Annotated in this window: 20 protein-coding genes; 13 read left to right on the top strand and 7 right to left on the bottom strand. The window is 52.9% G+C overall.

Annotated elements, in window-relative coordinates:
- Positions 1-29 precede the first annotated feature (29 nt).
- The 7 genes from R3I13_RS05485 to R3I13_RS05455 all read left to right on the top strand — a co-directional run bounded on the left by R3I13_RS05485 (position 30) and on the right by R3I13_RS05455 (position 7712).
- Positions 30-1625 (top strand): SusD/RagB family nutrient-binding outer membrane lipoprotein, encoded by a 1596-nt coding sequence (locus R3I13_RS05485; protein WP_346316921.1) that lies wholly within the window; start codon positions 30-32, stop codon positions 1623-1625.
- A 27-nt stretch (positions 1626-1652) separates the two neighbouring features.
- On the top strand, positions 1653-2981 hold the full coding sequence (locus tag R3I13_RS05480; RefSeq protein WP_346316920.1) for a glycosyl hydrolase family 18 protein: 1329 nt from the start codon (positions 1653-1655) through the stop codon (positions 2979-2981).
- 89 nt (positions 2982-3070) lie between these two features.
- Positions 3071-3571, top strand: a complete 501-nt coding sequence (locus R3I13_RS05475) for a sigma-70 family RNA polymerase sigma factor (RefSeq protein ID WP_346316919.1) — start codon at positions 3071-3073, stop codon at positions 3569-3571.
- 26 nt (positions 3572-3597) lie between these two features.
- On the top strand, positions 3598-4035 hold the full coding sequence (locus R3I13_RS05470) for a hypothetical protein (RefSeq protein ID WP_346316918.1): 438 nt from the start codon (positions 3598-3600) through the stop codon (positions 4033-4035).
- 89 nt (positions 4036-4124) lie between these two features.
- Positions 4125-5531 (top strand): aspartate ammonia-lyase, encoded by a 1407-nt coding sequence (gene aspA / locus R3I13_RS05465; RefSeq protein ID WP_346316917.1) that lies wholly within the window; start codon positions 4125-4127, stop codon positions 5529-5531.
- Positions 5532-5652: 121 nt separating this feature from the next.
- Positions 5653-6993 carry an anaerobic C4-dicarboxylate transporter gene (locus R3I13_RS05460; RefSeq protein ID WP_346316916.1) on the top strand — a complete coding sequence of 447 codons (1341 nt, stop codon included), beginning with the start codon at positions 5653-5655 and terminating at the stop codon, positions 6991-6993.
- Positions 6994-7223: 230 nt separating this feature from the next.
- Complete coding sequence (locus tag R3I13_RS05455) at positions 7224-7712, top strand: VOC family protein (protein WP_346316915.1); 489 nt, start codon at positions 7224-7226, stop codon at positions 7710-7712.
- Here the strand turns inward: R3I13_RS05455 and R3I13_RS05450 are convergent, their stop codons facing one another.
- Genes R3I13_RS05450 through R3I13_RS05440 form a run of 3 tightly spaced genes read right to left on the bottom strand, consistent with a single transcriptional unit; the run spans position 7713 to position 10165 of the window.
- Complete coding sequence (locus R3I13_RS05450; protein ID WP_346316914.1) at positions 7713-8195, bottom strand: low affinity iron permease family protein; 483 nt, start codon at positions 8193-8195, stop codon at positions 7713-7715.
- 3 nt (positions 8196-8198) lie between these two features.
- The gene (locus R3I13_RS05445; RefSeq protein ID WP_346316913.1) at positions 8199-9650 is read right to left on the bottom strand and encodes a sigma-54 dependent transcriptional regulator; all 1452 of its coding nucleotides are present in this window, start codon (positions 9648-9650) and stop codon (positions 8199-8201) included.
- Between the two features lie 47 nt (positions 9651-9697).
- The gene (locus R3I13_RS05440) at positions 9698-10165 is read right to left on the bottom strand and encodes a response regulator (protein WP_346316912.1); all 468 of its coding nucleotides are present in this window, start codon (positions 10163-10165) and stop codon (positions 9698-9700) included.
- A gap of 238 nt (positions 10166-10403) precedes the next feature.
- Here R3I13_RS05440 and R3I13_RS05435 point away from each other — a divergent pair, with 238 nt between their 5' ends.
- On the top strand, positions 10404-10589 hold the full coding sequence (locus tag R3I13_RS05435; RefSeq protein WP_209146004.1) for a CsbD family protein: 186 nt from the start codon (positions 10404-10406) through the stop codon (positions 10587-10589).
- A gap of 378 nt (positions 10590-10967) precedes the next feature.
- Here the strand turns inward: R3I13_RS05435 and R3I13_RS05430 are convergent, their stop codons facing one another.
- Positions 10968-11426: a PA2169 family four-helix-bundle protein gene (locus R3I13_RS05430; RefSeq protein ID WP_346316911.1), complete on the bottom strand. Its 459-nt coding sequence runs from the start codon at positions 11424-11426 to the stop codon at positions 10968-10970.
- 227 nt (positions 11427-11653) lie between these two features.
- Between R3I13_RS05430 and R3I13_RS05425 the strand changes: the two genes are divergently transcribed.
- Positions 11654-11806: a lmo0937 family membrane protein gene (locus tag R3I13_RS05425; protein ID WP_120519031.1), complete on the top strand. Its 153-nt coding sequence runs from the start codon at positions 11654-11656 to the stop codon at positions 11804-11806.
- An 89-nt stretch (positions 11807-11895) separates the two neighbouring features.
- Here the strand turns inward: R3I13_RS05425 and R3I13_RS05420 are convergent, their stop codons facing one another.
- Together R3I13_RS05420 and R3I13_RS05415 are read right to left on the bottom strand one after the other, a co-directional pair.
- Entirely contained in the window at positions 11896-13332 is a 1437-nt protein-coding gene (locus R3I13_RS05420; RefSeq protein ID WP_346316910.1) for an ATP-binding protein, read from the bottom strand.
- Between the two features lie 50 nt (positions 13333-13382).
- Positions 13383-14795, bottom strand: a complete 1413-nt coding sequence (locus R3I13_RS05415) for an ATP-binding protein (RefSeq protein ID WP_346316909.1) — start codon at positions 14793-14795, stop codon at positions 13383-13385.
- Between the two features lie 303 nt (positions 14796-15098).
- On the opposite strand from R3I13_RS05415, the gene R3I13_RS05410 reads away from it, so the two are divergent.
- From R3I13_RS05410 to R3I13_RS05395, 4 genes are all read left to right on the top strand, one after another.
- Positions 15099-15551, top strand: coding sequence for a hypothetical protein (locus R3I13_RS05410; protein WP_346316908.1), 453 nt, complete (start codon positions 15099-15101; stop codon positions 15549-15551).
- Positions 15552-15592: 41 nt separating this feature from the next.
- Entirely contained in the window at positions 15593-16219 is a 627-nt protein-coding gene (locus R3I13_RS05405) for a ferritin-like domain-containing protein (protein WP_346316907.1), read from the top strand.
- A gap of 69 nt (positions 16220-16288) precedes the next feature.
- Positions 16289-17158 carry a glucose 1-dehydrogenase gene (locus R3I13_RS05400; RefSeq protein WP_346316906.1) on the top strand — a complete coding sequence of 290 codons (870 nt, stop codon included), beginning with the start codon at positions 16289-16291 and terminating at the stop codon, positions 17156-17158.
- Entirely contained in the window at positions 17133-18161 is a 1029-nt protein-coding gene (locus tag R3I13_RS05395) for a DNA topoisomerase IB (RefSeq protein ID WP_346316905.1), read from the top strand. Before R3I13_RS05400 ends, R3I13_RS05395 begins: the two co-directional genes overlap by 26 nt.
- 46 nt (positions 18162-18207) lie before the next feature.
- On the opposite strand, the gene R3I13_RS05390 is transcribed toward R3I13_RS05395, so the two are convergent.
- Complete coding sequence (locus R3I13_RS05390) at positions 18208-18576, bottom strand: hypothetical protein (RefSeq protein ID WP_346316904.1); 369 nt, start codon at positions 18574-18576, stop codon at positions 18208-18210.
- Positions 18577-18788 lie beyond the last annotated feature (212 nt).

Raw genomic sequence — 18788 nt, 5'->3', positions numbered from 1 at the left:
GCCGAATGAACAACCAAAAAAGAATCCGCATGAAACGTTATTATAATTCCCTGGTATGCCTATGCCTGCTGATGGTGGCGGGGTTCACGGGCTGCGATGATTTCGGGGACATGAATACCAATCCCACGCAAAGCACCACGATGGACCCTGCCCTGCAACTGGTGCAGGTGCAGGCGCGCTTCTCCGGCGACCTCGAATCCAATGAAAGGGTGAGCACCTTTTTGTGCATGCCCATGGTGCAGCAGCTGGGCGGCGCCTGGGCCTGCCAGTACGGCGGCTTTTACGTGAAGCAGCAGCAATACATGAGCATCCTCTGGGAGCTGAACTACACCAACGACATCCTGAACCTCGTGGATGCAGTGAACCGCGCAAAGGACGATGCCAAGCGCCCTAACCTTTACAACATCCTCCGGATTATGAAGGTGTACCTCTTCGCGCGCCTCACCGACCTGTACGGCGATATTCCCTACAGCGAGGCGTCTTCAGGGTATACTCAAAAAATTGTACGCCCGAAATACGACAGGCAGGCCGATATTTACAAAGACTTCTTCAAAGAACTGACCGAAGCCTCTACCGCGCTGGACGCTTCTCGCGACAATGTTAGCAATGACCAGTTCTACAAAGGCGAAGTGGCCAAATGGAAAAAATTCGCCAACAGCCTGCATCTCCGCCTGGCCATGCGCCTCGTGAAAAGAGACCCCGCGCTGGCGCGCGCCGAAGCAGAAAAAGCCTTCAACCGCGGTGTGTTCCAAAGCAACGAAGACATCTGCAAAATGACCCATGCGGACATTCTCAACAACTACCAGGACATACGCGGCAACGGCCTTTCCGCTTCCATCACACAAGGCGAGCTGGTGCCTTACCGCTTCAACCAGGTGTTCCTGGACGCGCTGCGCAACACCAACGATCCGCGGCTGGATCATATCGGCAAATATTACATCGATAAACCGTATGCCTTCATGGAGCGGACGGACATTACGCCGCAGGTGAAAGCCGTAGTGGGTATTACCGGCTGCAAGAACGGCGATTTTGTGTGGGACGACTGGAAGAATACTTTCACCATCCAGGTGCCGGGCATCGGTGCTTATGACGTGGGCAACAACACGCAGAAGATGCAGCTGGCCAATTTCCTCGTTGCCAACAACGCGCCCTTCCTTCACCTTACCTATGCCGAAACCGAATTGCTGCTGGCGGAAGCGTGTTTCCGCTGGGGCCTGAACCTCAACGGCGATTACATGGCACATTACAACCGCGGCATAGAAGCCGCCATGAAGCAGCTGAGCCTTTACCCCGGCGGCCCGCAGATACCCGATGCGGCCATCACGAAATATAAAACGGACAACGTGGTGGCGCCCGGCAAAGAGCTGGAAATGATCAACCACCAGCTGTGGGTGGCACTGTTCATGAACGGGCCCGAAGCGTATGCCAACTGGCGCCGCAGCGACTACCCGCAGCTCACGCCCGGTTATAAGCCCGGTTATTCCAGCGTGAACACGATCCCCCGCAGGTTCGAATACCCGCTTTCAGAAAAAGAACAGAATGCAGAAAACTATAACAAGGCCGTGCAGAACATGGATGCGAAAAAAGATGACTGGACCGGCCGCGTATGGTGGGATAAGGAATAAGCATTTTTCTCATTAACAAACATGATCATGCACAAGAAACTATATATACTCCTGGTTAGCATTTTCGCACTGGCGGCCTGCGGGAAAGACCGCATCAAGGACCCGGAGTTCGGTCCCGGCGATTACCCGCGCATCTTCGACATACAAAATGCATTCATGTCGCCGGTGCGCATCCTGGAACAGGGGCAGACGGCGGATTACAAAGGGCTGGTATATTCCCCCGGCGGCAAAGTGAATATTTCCTGGAAGGTGAACGGGGAAGAAAAATCCAAAGACACCGTTTTTTCCTTTACCCCTCCCGCCGGCGGTGAGTACACTATCTCGCTGGAAGTAGAGCTGAACGGCCTGAAAAGCCAGCGTTCCTCCAAAGTGTTGGTAAAACCGGCCACCTACACCCCGAAGCCCTATACCAAAGTGATCATGGCATACCTCACAGCGGCGGGCACTGCGCTGAACGTGAACTGGGAGCAGGCCACGCATGTGACCTTCCTTGCAGGCAGGGTAGCATCTGACGGAACGGTGGATCTTTCCGCCGGTGAAACCAATCAACGCATGGACGAGCTGGTAGCCCGCGGCCACATTGCCGGGAGGGCCGTGCTGCTGGGCCTGGCGGGCCGACTTTCGCCCGTAGATGGATGGGCGTTGTATGAAGCGAACGATTTCGGGGAAGCGATCCGCACGCCGGCATCGCGCGCAGCACTGGTGGCAACCGTGGCCAGTTACGTAACCGCCCGTAAGCTGGATGGCGTGGATGTGATGATGAGCGACATCAACTCCGGCGCCTACGCGCAGAACGTGGCGGCCATTGCGCCGTTTATTGCCGAACTGAAAGCCGCGCTCCCGGCGGGTTCCATCATCACCGTAACGGTAGGCGCGGGATGGCAGCACTGGGATTATCCCAGCCTGGCAGCGGCCACCTGGGTGAATGTACGCGCGTTTGAAGACGGGCTGCACGTGGGTCCCGGCGCTCCCCGCGGCCAGGCGTCCTCTTACGATTACATGCTGGCTGCGGCCAAGATCTGGGCTGACTTTCATCTGCCCGCGGACAAGCTCGTGATCGGCGTTCCCGCATTCGGCCTGCGTTACAACGCGATAGACGGCAGCGGGAATAACCTCGACTGGGGCTCATACGATTACGTTGCCTACAAGACCATTTTAGGTTACGACCCGCAGGCGGCTACCAAAGAACAGGTGAACCATGCGTTTGGCGTGTATTACAACGGTAAACCGCTCGTGAAACAGAAAGGCGGTTTCATTAAGACATCCGCATACAAAGGCGCTTACCTCTGGGCAGCGGATTACGACAGCGGAGACGATAACGCATTGCTGAAAGAATTGCATAACGCATTGAAATAGTACATTTTTGGTTAATTGAGCAAGGGGTCGGCTGCGAGGCTGGCCTTTTGTTTTTTTGATTAACTTTAAATACACCAAAGCAATCGCCATTGCAACCAGAGCCGGTTTTCCCTACCGAAGAAATACTGCTGGCGCAGCTGCGCGCCGGCAACCCGATGGCCAGGCAATGGCTGTACGACCGCTACGCGGCCCCGTTATACGGCCTCCTGCGGGAACTGGCGCCCGGAAGATCCGTTGCGGATGAATTACTTGTGGCATCCTTCAAACAAATTTTTAAAAATATTCATAGATATGACCAAAGCCAGGGATTATCCTTATTTTCGTGGTTAATAAAAATGTCACGGGAAACAGCAATCAGGTTGCTCCCGGAAGAAAGATTAACTGGTAATGATTTTACTCACAGCATAAGTGGAATGCTGCAATTTACGGATGCCCTCAGCGAACAATGCAGAAGGGTGTTTGTTTTATGTTATTGCAAAGGTCTCTCCCGAAGCGAAGCGGCGAAGAAATTAGACATGAAGGAAGAACAGGTACTTAGCTGCCTGAAAGAAGCATTAATTGAACTCAGAAAGTTTTCCAGGAACATTTGAACGTTGAGGAATACATAGAAAGTGGAATGGTCGAAAGCTACGTGCTCGGCCTCTCTACTCCTGAAGAAAAGGAGGAGTTGGAACGCCTGTTGCCGCAATATCCCGAACTGCAGACCGAATTGCGGATCGTGGAAAGTACCTTTCACAAGCTCTGGCTCGAAGACGCCTATCCCCCGCCCATGGAACTGCGCCAGCGCACCCTTCAGCCCTACGATTGGGCCGATACCAGCGCCGGCCGGGAAGAAAAGAAACCGAACTATACCTTCATCAACATAGCGCCCAACCAGTCGGACTTTATTACCGTGCATAAGGTCTGGAAGTGGATATTCTTCGCGGCGTTCCTCCTGTTTAAGTTCTGCCTCTTCCTTGCTATTTACTTCTACTTCAAATACCGCCAGGTGGAAGACCGCCGGATCGAACGCGAAAAGTACCGGCAGGAGCTGCAACAGCAGGTTCCGCGGTAAATTTTTGCCCGCGCCCCGCCCCCAAAACAAATACCCGTTTTTTCCTGTTGTATTGAATGTATCCATAAACCATTTCAAAATTCAGTTTAATGGCACAACGTCGCGAACACGACTTCCTGGGGGAACGTGAGATCCCGAAAGATGTTTATTATGGTATTCAAACGCTCCGCGCAATCGAGAATTTTCATATCACCGGCATCCCGCTGAAAGTAGAGCCATTGTTCGTGCAGGCGCTGGGGTATGTAAAGAAAGCCGCTGCCCTGGCTAATTCCGAGTTGGGCGTGTTTGACAAGGATATCGCGCAGTACATTGTAAAAGCCAGCGACCGCGTGATCGGCGGGGAATTCAACGACCAGTTCATTACAGACCTCATACAGGGTGGCGCAGGCACTTCCGTGAATATGAACGCCAATGAAGTGATCGCCAATGTGGCGTTGGAAATGATGGGAAAAGAAAAAGGCGATTATGAATTCTGCCACCCGAACAATCATGTGAACTGCTCGCAGTCCACCAACGATGCCTACCCCACCGCTTTCCGCATTGCGCTGATCAATAAGCTGAACGATTATAAGACCAGCCTTACCAGGCTGGCTGAATCTTTCGAAAAGAAAGGCGAAGAATTCAAACAGGTGCTCAAAATGGGCCGTACCCAATTGCAGGACGCAGTGCCCATGAGCATGGGCGACGAATTCAGGGCATTCGCCACCAACCTGCGCGAAGAGCTGTCGCGGATAGAAGACAGCAAACGCCTGATCTCCGAGATCAATATGGGCGCTACCGCTATCGGCACCGGTGTGAATGCGCCAAAGGAATACCCCGAGCTGGTGACCAGACACCTCCGTGAAGTAACCGGCCTGGACCTCAGCCTGGCAACCGACCTCATTGAAGCCACCTATGATACAGGCGCTTACGTGCAGCTCTCCGGCGTGCTGAAACGTACTGCCGTAAAGGTCTCCAAGATATGCAACGACCTCCGCCTGTTATCTTCCGGCCCACGGTGCGGGCTAAACGAAATCAATCTGCCGCCCATGCAACCCGGCTCTTCCATCATGCCCGGCAAGGTGAACCCTGTGATCCCTGAAGTAGTGAACCAGACAGCGTTCTACGTTATCGGCGCCGACCTTACCCTTACCATGGCAGCCGAGGCGGGCCAGTTGCAGCTGAACGTGATGGAGCCCGTGATCTCGTTTTCCCTGTTCACTTCCATTACTTACATGACCAATGCCTGCAATGCGCTCCGCGAAAAATGTGTGGACGGCATTACCGCCAACGCAGACCATACGCAGCAGATGGTGATGCAGAGCATCGGCATCGTCACCCAGCTGAACCCGATCATCGGTTATGAAAAATCCGCCGCCATCGCGCGGGAGGCCCTGGAGACGGGCAAATCCGTTCATGATATAGCCGTGAAAGAAAAAAAGCTGGTGACGCAGGAGAAATGGGACGAGATCTTCACGTTCGAGAACATGATCCGGCCCACCTTCATCAACAGGTAACATTTGAAACAGAATTTGATATCAGCCAGGTGAATACTTTGCCAAAAGTAGATATCTTGTACGGTTATGAATGAACCGGTGCCGGCAGACGTATAATTCCACATCAAACATAAACCGAAACATGATCTGGCTTCAATTTGCAATTCTTTTAGCAGCCATTCTCATAGGCGCCCGTATGAAAGGCATCGGCCTGGGCGTAATGGGTATGGTGGCGCTTGCCCTGTACGTTTTCCTGTTCCGGATGCGGCCTGCCGAGCCGCCGATAGACGTGATGCTGATCATCCTCGCCGTGGTATCTACCGCTGCCACCATGCAGGCTGCCGGCGGCATGGACTACCTGGTGCGGATGGCTGAGAAGATTCTCCGCAGCAAACCCTCCATGGTTACCCTCATGGGCCCGCTGGTCACTTTTTGTTTTACCGTATTTGCCGGCACGTCGCACGTCACTTATTCCCTGCTGCCCGTTATTGCCGAAGTAGCCACCAAGAAGCGCATCAGGCCGGAAAGGCCGCTGAGCATTTCCGTGATCGCTTCGCACCTGGGCATCACTGCCAGCCCGATATCAGCCGCTACCGCCGCCATGATCACCATATTGCCCGGCGGGCTGGTGCCGATGGATATCCTCAAAGTATGTATACCGGCCTGCCTGGTAGGCATCCTGGCCGGCGTGGCGGTGGTGTGGAAAAAAGGGAAGGAGCTGGAAAAAGATCCCGTGTTCCTGGAAAAAATGAAAGACCCCGAGTTTGCCGCCGAGCTGGACGCGGAGCGCAAAACGAACGATAAGCCCCTGAAACCCGGCGCCAAAACATCCGTGATCATTTTTGCCATCGCAGTGCTGGTGATCGTGCTGGCGGGCGCTTTCAAAGGCATGCTGCCTACGTTTGAACCCGGCGTGGCCAATCTTTCCGTAAACGCGAACGGCACGATCAAAATGGCCGCGGTGATAGAACTGGTCATGCTGGCGGCCGCTGCGCTCATGCTGCTGTTCACCAGGACGCCCACCGCTGAAGTGGCGAAAGCAAGCCTGTTCACCGCCGGCGCACAGGCCGTGGTATCCATTTTCGGCGTGGTATGGATGAGCGCCACTTTTATGGCCGCGCATGAAACCACCATCGAGCATGCGCTGGGAAATATGGTCACCGCCGCCCCCTGGACCTTCTCGATCGCGCTGTTCGTGCTCAGCATGCTGCTGTTCAGCCAGGCGGCCACCACCAAAGCGCTGATGCCGCTGGGCGTGTTGCTGGGCATTGCTCCGCACAACCTGGTAGCCATGTTTCCCGCTACCAACGGCGATTTTGTGCTGCCCGGTTATCCCACCCTGCTGGCCGCCATCAACTTCGACCGTACCGGCAGCACCCACATTGGGAAATATCTTGTGAACCACAGTTTTATGATACCCGGGCTTGTGGGCGTTGGCGTTTCTGTAGCGGCGGGGTTCCTGTTTGCCAATTTATTCTGGTAGCAATAAGTTAAAAACACAGATCGTTCCCGGCAACAAAGTGAACTTCTTTTTTGTTGATATATCAGGTCACACCTGAAGAAGAAATTACCGCATTTCCGTTGGTATCACCAGTCTCCTGCTGGTACCCTGATACGAAGGCGGTTCTCAAGCGCAGCCGGATTCAGCGGACAATACATATTACCGGTTGAAGGAGGGAACCGCCTATCTTTGCTCAAAAATCAGCTGTATTCATGAGCTATACCGTTCCCGCACAAACCCGCATCGGGCATGTGCACCTCAAAGTTTCCGACCTCCGGCGCTCGCTGGATTTTTATTGTGATCTATTGGGATTTGAATTGATGGCGAAGTATGGCGACCAGGCTGCTTTTATTTCAGCCGGCGGCTACCACCATCACATCGGCCTGAACACCTGGCACAGCAAAGGCATGCCGCCTGCGCCCGTGAATGCGGCAGGGTTGTACCATGTGGCCATATTGTACCCGGAACGGAAAGACCTGGCGGCCATTTACAAGAGGCTGACGGAAGCCGGCGTGCAGTTTACCGGCTTTGCGGACCACGGCGTGTCTGAGGCATTATACCTCAACGATCCGGACGGGAACGGGCTGGAATTGTACTGGGACAGGCCAAAAGAGCAATGGCCCCTGGATGAAGACGGGAACCTAACGATGTATACGGAACGGCTGAACCTTTCCGGGCTTTTGCAGGAGCTAAGCAAATGATCATTTCCGGCTCCTGAGTTTTCCTTCGGTATTTTCCATGGCTTCCTCGATGGAATGGGAGCGTTTCAGGTCCAGGTTCTTCTGCATTTCAGAAGCCAGCTTGGTATAGAACTGGTGGAGGGTGTTCAACTCTTCTTCCGATAAAGATTCCACATCAATCAACCGGTTGCTGGCGGTTTTGGTGGCCGCGATCAGCTCGTTCAGTTTCAGCTGGATGGATTTGGAATCCTTGTTCTGCGATTTCTGAATGATGAACACCATGAGGAAAGTGACGATGGTGGTACCGGTATTGATCACCAGTTGCCAGGTATCCGAAAACCCGAACAGCGGGCCGGTGATGGCCCATACCACGATCACTGCCAGGGCGATGATAAACGCCCAGGGGCTGCCGGTAGCGTTCACCACTTTGATGGAGAACCGCTCGAAACCCGGCGGCTTACTGTTATGATTGTTATTCGCCGGCACCGGGGGATGATTTTCCATGTATCAGTAGTTGATGTTCAGAAGGCGTAACTTATTATAGAGGGTCTTCCTGTCTATGTTCAGCAGCTGCGCGGCCTTGGTCTTATTATATTTTACCGCTTTCAACACGTTGATGATCTTATTATATTCCGCTTTGAGCGCAACGGATTTGAGATCGTTCTCATCCAGCATAGGCAGGTCGGGCATAGCTTCGGCATCTTCCACGGCGCCCGCGGCAGGAGCGGCGGCGCCCAGGCGGGAATAACCGCCGGCTTTCATTTCCAGGGGCAGCGCGGCCATGGTGATCTCTTTTCCCGCAGGCGTGAGCAGGCTTGCGCGGCGGATCACGTTCTTCAGCTCGCGGATATTGCCCGGCCAGTCGTACTGGCGGAAACATTCCCACACTTCCTCCGTCATCACCGGCTCCGGTTTATTCAGCTCCTTGCTTACCTGGCCCAGGAAAGAATCCACGAACAGCGGCAGGTCTTCGTTGCGCACCCTCAGCGGCGGGATGTGAATGGTAAATTCATTGAAACGGTGGAAGAGGTCTTCGCGGAACTTGCCTTTCTGCACGGCTTCAAACAGGTTTTCGTTGGAAGCCACGATCAGGCGGACGTCTACAGCGATCTCTTTCATGCTGCCCACGCGGCGGATCTGTTTTTCCTGGATCACGCGCAGCAGTGCCACCTGGATATCGTAGGAGAGGTTGGCAATTTCGTCGAGGAAGATGGTGCCGCCATGCGCCTGTTCGAAAGCGCCTATTTTGGTACCGATGGCGCCGGTGAAAGCGCCTTTTTCGTGGCCGAACAATTCGCTGGCCGCCAGCTCTTTCGAAAGGCTGCCGCAGTCTATGGCAATGAAAGGCTGATTGCTGCGGCTGCTGTGGTCGTGGATAAGATGGGCCACAGATTCTTTACCGGTACCGGTTTCCCCGAAAAGGATCACGCTGTAGTCGGTAGGCGCTACCAGCGTCAGTTCACGGAAAAGTACTTTGGAAGGTTCGCTTTCGCCATACACATACTTTCCGCCGGCGCCGTTCTTGCCGGGCTCGGTGGTCTGCTGTGCGCTCTCTTCATAGGCGCGCGCCGCTACGGGCGTTCCCTGCACGGAAGGCGCAGGCTGGGAAAGCGCTTTATTGACAAGGCTGAGTATTTCGTCCGGGTATAAAGGTTTGGATATATAATCGTATGCGCCGTTCTTCACCATTTCCACCGCTATTCTCACGTCTGAATAACCGGTGATGATGATCACGACGGTCTGGGGGCGGAGCGCCCTGATATCGTTCAGCAGCTGCGAACCGTCGGTGTCTTTCAGGCGGTAATCACAAAGCACCAGGTCATACGCTTCCTCTTTGATCATTTTAAGCGCCTGCGCGCCGGTCATCGTGCTGTCTGTCTTAAAGCCATGCTTGCTCAGGAACTTGCTGAGCAGGGTACAAATATTTATTTCATCATCAATAATGAGGATACTCTTCATAAGATCAATATTGGACGGATACTAACGGACACTAAATTTACTAATAATTATGCACTTGGGTAATGATGCTCTGTCTTCACTTCATGCAGTATCTCCTGCAATTCCCCTACATTAAATGGTTTCGGCAAAAAGCGGGCCGCTCCTGCTGTTAGGGCCCTCTGCTTCTCCATCCCGTTGTCATAGGCGCTGATCGTGATCACCGGGAGATTAGGATATTGGGTTTTGATGCCGGGCAAAGCTTCCAGGCCAGACCCATCCGGAAGATGAATGTCCAGGAAAAGCACATCGGGCTGCTGCCTGGACAGGAACTGCATGCCTTCCTTCAGGCCGTGTACATATTTTACCTTATAGCCGTGTTTACTAAGGCTTAACTGCAAAAGTTGGCAAATGTCCGGCTCGTCGTCGATTATCAATATCAAATTTCCCATGGCGTTGGGTTTTAGCTGGTTTCCGGGGTTGCTGACATCACGGGAATTTAGGCCGGAGGCACCAAATATTTTCTTTCCTGGATCCATCACTCAATTGTCCGGTTTTTTGAAATAATCTGTTGAAACTACTTTGGTTATAAATACTCTTGCAAACATTTTGCCGGGCCGGTTTAGCTGTTTAAACAGCAGTTTTTGGGGAAGAATTTCCACAATTCCCCTTCCTGCTGTTTCCCCATTTTGCGATAAAATACAAACAAAATCCACGTTAACTGCGCGCCTGGCACGGTGGTATGCAAATTGCACTTTAAAAAGCAAATGCTATCGTATGAATTCGCTGCAATTAAAAGGAGCCTGGAACGAGATCAAAGGGAAGCTGAAACAGAAGTATGCAGACCTGACGGACGATGATCTCACCTACACCGAGGGGAAAGAAGATGAACTCTATGGTAAGCTCCAGACGAAACTGGGTAAGTCCAAAGAAGAAGTTGAAAAGCTAATCAACGAGCTATAACCGTTTTCGGTTATACTTTTATCATAGCTGTTGTTTTAGTTATTGGCTGCTTTATTTGGTTATAAAATGTTAAGCAGCATTACAACAGGTATCCAAAACCAGGATAACTACTGTTCAATGCAAAAGCAAAAACATATTTACAACCGGAAAGCTTGCCAGACTGTCCCGGCATAGGCCGGGACAGTTTTTAGATACATCCCTTCTTTGTTGACCGGCACGCTCCATGGTTCATTTAGCCCCAACCTTCTTGTCATAGATTGATCCTCCATTTTTTAACCACTGCAAAGTGAGTCCCCCCGAAAACAACAACGATTTTTTGCTCAAAAAAAGAGTCCCGGCAACTTACCGGGACTCTTTTTATTTACCTCGTCACTGCTTCTACCTGTTCACTGCTTCCACATCGCGCATATGGCGGATGTTGTCGTGCGAGGCTTTCAGTTTGTTTTGCTGCTGGCGTATGATGGCCCGCAGGTCTTCCGGGAGGTAACTCTGCTCCATGGCCTGGCGGTATGACTTCTGGGCGGCGTCTTCCCCGTATTCGCAGGAGGCCAGGATGGCGTGGCGGTCGGCGCCCCCGAAGGAAACCTTTACGTCCATCCAGGTGCGGTAGATCTTCCCGGCGAGGGTGGTATCCCTTTCCCTGTCTTCGCCCATATTACGCAGGTACCTGTTCAGTTCTGCCGTAAAATGTTTGCTATCCGCGATCATGGTGTCAAAAAGTTCTTTCAGGTCTGTTTCGTCCGTTTGTTTCGCAGCTTTCTGGTAACCTTCGATACGGTCATTGTTGATCTTAACCAGGTCTTCCACCACAGCGGCGATTTTCTGATGATTTTCCATGATGGTTAATTTTTTAAGTGTTCTAAATAGTAGATACCTATCTGCTCCAAAAAAGAAGCCATGCGGATACGGCGGTTTGGGAGGGTTCCGATGACCAATTAACGCCACTGATGGTGGAAGCGCTTCCACAGATCGGGCCGCTGAAATCCGCTACAGCATTTAAAAGCAGGGTTTTTGGGATTGGCATAATATTTCTACTGGTTGTTATGAACTAAACATCATATGCCATGAGTAATTTACTTTATCTGATCGCGGTGATCCTCATTATAGGATGGTTACTCGGATTCTTCGTTTACTCCGCAGGCGGGCTCATTCACGCATTACTCGTACTGGCGATCATCGCCGTGCTGATCAATATCATACGTGGCCGGGCCGTATAATTAACCAAGGGTAAAAATTCGATCCATAGGAACGGGAGAAGGGAAACCGGCAAGGAATCCTTTTTCCCGTTTTGTTTGTAGGTCGTCAGTTAAGCCCTGGGCAATGTGATCGTGAAAAGCGTTCCTTCACCGGGAGCGCTTTCTACGTTGATGGTGCCTTTGTGATTGATAATGATGTTCTGTGTGGAAGTAAGCCCAAGGCCGGTTCCCTTGGTTTTGGAGGTAAAGAAAGGGTCAAAAAGGCGGGATTTGTTTTCCTCAGGTATGCCGGTGCCATTGTCGCGGATGCGGATGCAGGCCTTGTCATTTTCGGCGGAGGTGGTCACGGTAAGCATGCCTTCGCCCGGTTTCATGGCTTCTACGGCGTTGATCAGGATATTCAGCAGCGCGATATTCATTTTTTCATCATCGGCCTGCACTGTTGTGTTTTCTTCGGTATAAAATTCATGCAGCCGGATATCGTTCAGCCTGATGCGGTCTTCCGCCAGCGCCAGCGCATTCTTTACGAGGGTATTCACATGGTATTCCTGGAGGTGCAGCTCCATCATGCGGGTAGATTGCAGCAGCTCGGTCACCAGCTGGTTGATGCGGGTACAGTTGCGCTCGATGATGTCCAGGTAAAGCTGCCGGTCGTCGTTGCCGGCCGCGTCTTCCTGCTTGAACTGCCCCACCGCCAGCAGGATATTGGTGAGCGGGTTGCGCACTTCATGGGCTATCACGCGGGCGATGCGGCCGGAGATCACGAATTTTTCCTGCTGCCGTTTGTCCAGTTCCTCCCTTTTTTTCTCGGTAATGTCTTCCGCCACGCAAAGGAAGGTACCCAGCTGCTCGTCCAGTTTATTGGCGTTGACGAGCACTTCCAGCTTCTGCCCGTCTTTATTCTTAAAGGAAAATTCTTTCTGAACGATTGCATCGTCCCCGCAGATGTCCTGTACGAACTGGATGGCTTCCGCTTCCTGTACGAACAGGTCTTTCAGGTTCATTTGCAGGAATTCATCGCGGCTGTATTTCATTTTCCGGACGGCAATGGGGTTCACCTCGATGATGTTCATATTGCAATCGGCCAGAACGATCAGGTCATGGCTTTTTTCGAAGATGCCGAAATATTTCCGCTCATTTTCCGCGATGGTGCGCAGGTGCCTGAACTCCATGATGCCGTATCGGATGGCTCTTTCCAATTCCGGACCAGTGATCTCTCCTTTCACGAGGTAGTCGGAGGCGCCCGCCATCATCGCTTCATTGTCGATGGCATAGTCGCCTTTGCCGGTGAGCATGATCACGGGGGCCTCGTAGCCTATCTGCTGGAAATGCCGGAGGATGTCCAGCCCGGTGTAGCGCCCCAGGCGGTAATCCACGAGGTAAAGCTCATGTTCCTTTTGCCCGATGGCCTCGATGGCCCTGTCGTAGGTAGGCGCCCAGTCTATGATGTATCCGTTGCCATTCACATCTTGCAACAGGGTATTTACAAGGAAAAAGTCATCCTCGTCATCGTCGATCATCAGTATGCGTATCCTGGAATCTTTCATGGTTTGCCCCAATAGTTAGATTTTTCTTACAATAAACATGCAAAAGTGTTTCATTCTTCGCGGCTTTGTTTCACGGGCAGCACGATCACGAAGGTGGAGCCCTGGCCGGCGGAGCCGAAGGCGGTAATAGTGCCGTTATGGGAATCCACGATCTTTTTACAGATGGCCAGCCCGATGCCGGTGCCTTTATATTCGCTGACGCCGTGCAGGCGCTGGAAGATGAGGAATATCCGCTCTGCATACACCTGGTCGAAGCCGATGCCATTGTCTTCGATGGATATGCGGCAGTAGGTGTCGTCCCATTTCTGTTCGCTGGCCACACCGGCTTCTTTGCCGGTGAGCAGTTCCCGCCGGATGCGGATCTCCAGGGCCCTTTCAGGATGGGCGAACTTGATGGAGTTGGAGAGCAGGTTCTGGAACAGCTGGTGGAAACCGGTGTCGCTGCCTTCTATCACGGGCAGCTGGTCGAAGAGGACGGTGCCGTTCTTTTCCTGGAGGGCCGGTTCCAGGTCGCCCACTACGTCCTGCAAAATGGCGTTGAGGTCTACCGGCACCTGGCTTTCCGGCGTAATGCGGCCGGCGCGGGAAAAGATAAGCAGGTCGTTGATGAGCACCCGCATGCGGCCCACGGCCGCCACCATCCGGTCTATCAGCTGGGCGGCCTCATCCGTCAGTTCGCCGCGGTGTTTCATGATCAGCCGGTCCGAGAACGTGGAGATCTTGCGCAACGGCTCCTGCAAGTCGTGCGAGGCCACGTAGGCAAACTGTTCCAGTTCTTTATTGCTTTTATTGAGCAGCGTGATATTTTCCTGCAATTCCCGCTGGTAGTTCTTCATGCGCCGCTCGATGTGCAGCTGCAGCCGGAATTCGCGGGTGAGTATGATGTAGGAGTAAACGCCGATGAGAATGGCGATAATGGAAATGATGAATATGAAAGGAATGGAAAGGCCGGAGAAAAAATGGAACATGCGCGTTTTTTCATTCAGCTGCGCCTGTTCTATCCGCGTCATCTCTTCCACTTTGTTATCGATGAGGTCCATGGATACTTCCGCTTCCTGTATGGTGGTCCTGCTGGCGCTTTTCTGCTGGCCGGCGGTAAGCTGGAGGTATTTCACGTCCAGCAGACGTTTGAGCGTATCGAGGTTGCGTTGCTGCAGCGTGTCGTCTGTAATGCGGCGCAGCTTGCGGTATTCAGATTCTATCTTCACGCTGCGCTCTTCCATGCTGGGGTTCAGGAAAGCGGGCTCCCGGGTGAGGTTGTAGCCGCGGATGGCGGCTTCCGCGTCTTTCAGCTGCCCGGTAATGGCGTCCAGGCGCTTGGATACTTCCACCGCGTGGCTCAGCCGGTCCGCATTATGCATCAGGTTGCGCGCGATCAGGTAGGAGATCACCGAAGCGATCACGATGATGGTAAACGCGATAAAAAAACCGATCCTGATCTTCTTGTGTACGCTGATGTGCATGGATTCGAATGTTTTATAGCCCCTCAATTCCTGTGAACGATTTTCTACAGAATGAAAACCTAATTCTACAAACAATTTCCCCCCGTGGAAATTAAATGCAGTGAATTTACGAAAAGCCGCGCAAACGGCGGAAATAACAGCAGGTGGAACGTTTCCGGGTAGCTGGTTATACAGTTGTTGCCTTTTACCCGCAAAACATATGCCCCGGTGTTGGAATGCTGTTTGGATGATATGAATGAGAACGACAGAGGACTTTCACTGTGTTGCAATCAACGATTTTTTTACACCTTAAAACCGTGAGTTATGAAGAGCCAAGCCAATCAGGACACCCAGGCCAAACCCGGACAGGTGGGGCAAAACAGCCAGCAGCCACCGGGTAAGGAAGGGAATCAGGAACGGGAACGTGACCAGGGAAGCCATGGCCAGGGAGGCGGACAGCCTAAGCCGGGTCTCGATAAAGGGGAAAACCAGCAACAGCCTGATATTCCCCAGGAAGTGCCCAAACGCGAGATAGAACGCAAGCCCAGCGACCCGCAGTCTGAGCCCGACACAGCGCCCAAACCCGAAATGCCGGACAAGGGCCCTGACAAAAGCCCGAAACAGGAAATTCCCGAAAACGAAGAAAATACGGATGTGGAAGAGAAGTCGCCAGACATTGTAGGCGAAGAGAGAGAGACAGACGAGAAAGGGAATGCGAAAAAAGAGGAAAGCAGCCTGGTAGATTCCCGCGACCGTTTTCCTTTTCCCAACAAATAGTCAATACATGCAATTGTTCACCAGATAATCTTCTCAATGTTATGGCAACTAAATCCACAGGTTCCCGCACCGGAACAAAGAAAAGCGCAACAACGCGCAGCACAGCCCCCGCCCGTAAAAGCACAGGCAGCACACAAAAAAGCAGCACGAAAAGCAACGGAAAGAACGGGGATATGCCCAATTCCAAATTCCACCAGCTTTTTATGGACGAGCTGAAAGACATTTACTGGGCGGAAAAACACCTGGTAAAGGCATTGCCTAAAATGCAGAAAGCAGCTACCAGCATGGAACTGGTGGATGCGTTCGCCGATCACCTGGCCGCAACGAAAGAACATGTGTCCAGGGTAGAAGAAATATTTGAAATGATGGGCATGCGGCCCGTAGCCAAAAAATGCGACGCCATGGAAGGCCTCGTAGCCGAAGCACAGGAACTGATCAGCGAAGAAGAAGAATCAGCCGTGCTCGACGCGGGCCTCATCATTGCCGCGCAAAAAGTGGAACATTACGAAATAGCCGCATACGGCAGCCTCCGCACCCTGGCCAACAGGATGGGGCATACCGAGGCCGCCGGCATCCTCGAACAAACACTGGGAGAGGAAAAGGAAACGGACGCTTTGCTCACGCAGATCGCAGAATCTTCCGTGAACGAAGAAGCAATGGCGGAATAGCCGCCCTTGCAGGAAAGAGGCTGACAACGGTAACACGTTCCAGCCTCTTTTCATTTCAATAAAGGAACTATGCAGAAATCGAACAAGAAAAAAGACATACGCCCGCCGCAGCACCAGAACCGCCAGCCCGGCATAGAAGCGAAAATGCAGCCGCTGCCGGTAGCGGAAAAAGATACCAGGCCCGCCGGCGGGAAATTACAGGATAAGATCGCGGTGATCACCGGTGGCGACAGCGGCATTGGCCGCGCCGTAGCCCTGGCCTTCGCCGCCGAAGGCGCGCACGTCGTGATCGCGTATTACGATGAAGATCAGGACGCGGAAGAAACCGCCGCCCGGGTGAACGCCCTGGGGCGGGAAGCCTTGCTGGTAGCGGGAGATGTGAGCAGGGAGAAACACTGCGAAAAGATCATCAGGAAAACAGTGGACCGCTTCGGCAGGGTAGACGTGCTGGTGAACAATGCCGCCGTTCAGTTCCCGCAGAAAAAGTTTACAGACATCACCGCTGAGCAATTGCTCCGCACATTTTCCGTGAACATCTTCGCGCATTTCTACATGGTCCGTTTTGCCCTGCCGCACATGCGGAAAGGCAGCTGCATCATCAACACCACTTCTGTGACCGCCTACCGCGGCAGCGGCCACCTGGTGGATTATTCCGCCACCAAAGGCGCCATCGTATCCTTCACCCGTTCCCTTTCCTCCATGCTCGCCGATAAAGGCATCAGGGTGAACGGTGTTGCGCCCGGCCCCATCTGGACGCCGCTTATTCCCGCTACGTTTCCCGCTTCGCATGTGGCCGAATTTGGCAGCGACGTGCCGTTGAAAAGAGCCGGCCAGCCCGTGGAAGTGGCTACCAGCTATGTTTTCCTGGCGTCAGACGATGCGGCGTACATCACCGGCCAAATACTGCATCCCAATGGAGGAGAAATTGTTAACGGCTAACGAACCGGCTGCCATGGCCCAGGCCGCCCACCTGCGCTACGTTTCGCCGGGAAGCCGCGGTTATACCCGCGTGCGCGGCGGCGACAGTTTTTATTACCTGGACGCTTCCGGCAAAAAGATCACAGACGAAGAAACACTGGACCGCATCAAAAAACTGGTGCTGCCGCCCGCCTGGGAAGACGTATGGATATGCCCCTACGCCAACGGCCACCTGCAGGCCACCGGCACCGACGCCCTGGGCCGCCGGCAATACCGCTACCACAACCGCTGGGCGGCCATGCGCAACCAGACTAAATACAACCGCCTGCTCCAGTTCGGCAAAATGCTGCCGCGCATCCGGGCGCAGATCAAAAAAGACCTGCGCAGGAAGCAGCTGGACAAACAACGCGTGTGCGCCATCGCCCTGCGCATCATGGAAGAAACGCTCATGCGCGTAGGCAACGCCGAGTACGAAAAGAAATATCACTCCTACGGCCTTACCACCCTGCACAATCATCATGTGAAAATAAACGGCAACGAAGCGTTCTTCCGCTTCAAAGGCAAAAAAGGCGTAGAGCAGAAGATCTCCCTGCGGCATGCTTCCCTGGCGCGGCTGCTCAAAAAAGTGCGCGACATCCCCGGCCAGGAACTTTTCCAGTATTACGAAAACGATGAAGTGAAAAGCCTCGATTCAGGCGAGCTGAACGAGTACCTGAAAAATATCACGAACGAGGAGTTCACCTGTAAAGACCTGCGCACCTGGGCCGGTACCCTCGAAGCGCTTCACCTGCTGGCGGCCTACGGGCCCTTCGAATCGCAGGCGGCATGCCGGCGGCAGATCGTGGAAGTGATAGACCATGTGGCGGCAAAACTGGGGAATACCCGCGCAGTGTGTAAAAAATACTACGTTCATCCCTGCCTGCTCACGCTTTATGAAGAAGAGAAATTGGGGAAATACCTGCAAAAAGATGTGGACGAAAAGCTACTGTTGCGGATACTGAAGGACAATGCGCAAAAAAAATAGAGACGACCGGAAAAGTGCGTCTCTATTCTTTTTATACCCTCATTCATCACAGTCCCCCGAAGATGACCTGTTCTTCCCTGTCTTCAACAGGTATCTTCTTGAGGAATTCATCAAAACCGGCCTCATCGTGCGAGGAATACATGCCATAAGCATCCAGTACATAGCCTTTATGGCCTTCCTGGTCTTCCAGGAGGTACAATACGGAGTTGTCCGATGGGTCTGATTCTCCTTCGAAACGGTAGGTTTTGATGATCTTGAGATCTTCAGGATTATAGATCTGATCTCCGTCAGGAGATTGCATTCTGCCGTGGTCGCTTACTTTGAATTCGTTGTCGAAACCCTTTGAATGGAGCTTTGCCATGATCTGGGAAAGGGTCGTCATTTCGCCGGGTTTGTTTGGTGTGGGTGTTTCCATAACTCTCGGGTTTGATATACAGTTGAAATGCCAAAAGCTATGCCACAGAATCTGGCCTGATTGTTGGCTGGATATTTTCAGAAATTATTAACACCGTATTTATTCAAATAATGTATTCCCCCCAATAGTTATGCATATTAAAGAAAACACGGCCGTTCCGTTCCCGGGGCGGCCTATTCTTTTGCCCCCGGTGGTATAATCATTGTTGTAGA

Source organism: Chitinophaga sp. YIM B06452 (assembly GCF_039655965.1).
Classification (GTDB): Bacteria; Bacteroidota; Bacteroidia; order Chitinophagales; family Chitinophagaceae; genus Chitinophaga.
Note: the sequence above shows the minus strand (reverse complement) of the source record. Positions and strands in the feature narration are given on the sequence as shown.

Bases quoted from the DNA above. Each gene is read 5' to 3' on its own strand.
- R3I13_RS05485 (WP_346316921.1), top strand. From the start codon at position 30: ATGAAACGTTATTATAATTCCCTGGTATGCCTATGCCTGCTGATGGTG.
- R3I13_RS05480 (WP_346316920.1), top strand. From the start codon at position 1,653: ATGCACAAGAAACTATATATACTCCTGGTTAGCATTTTCGCACTGGCG.
- R3I13_RS05470 (WP_346316918.1), top strand. From the start codon at position 3,598: ATGGTCGAAAGCTACGTGCTCGGCCTCTCTACTCCTGAAGAAAAGGAG.
- aspA (WP_346316917.1), top strand. From the start codon at position 4,125: ATGGCACAACGTCGCGAACACGACTTCCTGGGGGAACGTGAGATCCCG.
- R3I13_RS05460 (WP_346316916.1), top strand. From the start codon at position 5,653: ATGATCTGGCTTCAATTTGCAATTCTTTTAGCAGCCATTCTCATAGGC.
- R3I13_RS05455 (WP_346316915.1), top strand. From the start codon at position 7,224: ATGAGCTATACCGTTCCCGCACAAACCCGCATCGGGCATGTGCACCTC.
- R3I13_RS05450 (WP_346316914.1), bottom strand. From the start codon at position 8,195: ATGGAAAATCATCCCCCGGTGCCGGCGAATAACAATCATAACAGTAAG.
- R3I13_RS05445 (WP_346316913.1), bottom strand. From the start codon at position 9,650: ATGAAGAGTATCCTCATTATTGATGATGAAATAAATATTTGTACCCTG.
- R3I13_RS05440 (WP_346316912.1), bottom strand. From the start codon at position 10,165: ATGGATCCAGGAAAGAAAATATTTGGTGCCTCCGGCCTAAATTCCCGT.
- R3I13_RS05435 (WP_209146004.1), top strand. From the start codon at position 10,404: ATGAATTCGCTGCAATTAAAAGGAGCCTGGAACGAGATCAAAGGGAAG.
- R3I13_RS05430 (WP_346316911.1), bottom strand. From the start codon at position 11,426: ATGGAAAATCATCAGAAAATCGCCGCTGTGGTGGAAGACCTGGTTAAG.
- R3I13_RS05425 (WP_120519031.1), top strand. From the start codon at position 11,654: ATGAGTAATTTACTTTATCTGATCGCGGTGATCCTCATTATAGGATGG.
- R3I13_RS05420 (WP_346316910.1), bottom strand. From the start codon at position 13,332: ATGAAAGATTCCAGGATACGCATACTGATGATCGACGATGACGAGGAT.
- R3I13_RS05415 (WP_346316909.1), bottom strand. From the start codon at position 14,795: ATGCACATCAGCGTACACAAGAAGATCAGGATCGGTTTTTTTATCGCG.
- R3I13_RS05410 (WP_346316908.1), top strand. From the start codon at position 15,099: ATGAAGAGCCAAGCCAATCAGGACACCCAGGCCAAACCCGGACAGGTG.
- R3I13_RS05405 (WP_346316907.1), top strand. From the start codon at position 15,593: ATGGCAACTAAATCCACAGGTTCCCGCACCGGAACAAAGAAAAGCGCA.
- R3I13_RS05400 (WP_346316906.1), top strand. From the start codon at position 16,289: ATGCAGAAATCGAACAAGAAAAAAGACATACGCCCGCCGCAGCACCAG.
- R3I13_RS05395 (WP_346316905.1), top strand. From the start codon at position 17,133: ATGGAGGAGAAATTGTTAACGGCTAACGAACCGGCTGCCATGGCCCAG.
- R3I13_RS05390 (WP_346316904.1), bottom strand. From the start codon at position 18,576: ATGGAAACACCCACACCAAACAAACCCGGCGAAATGACGACCCTTTCC.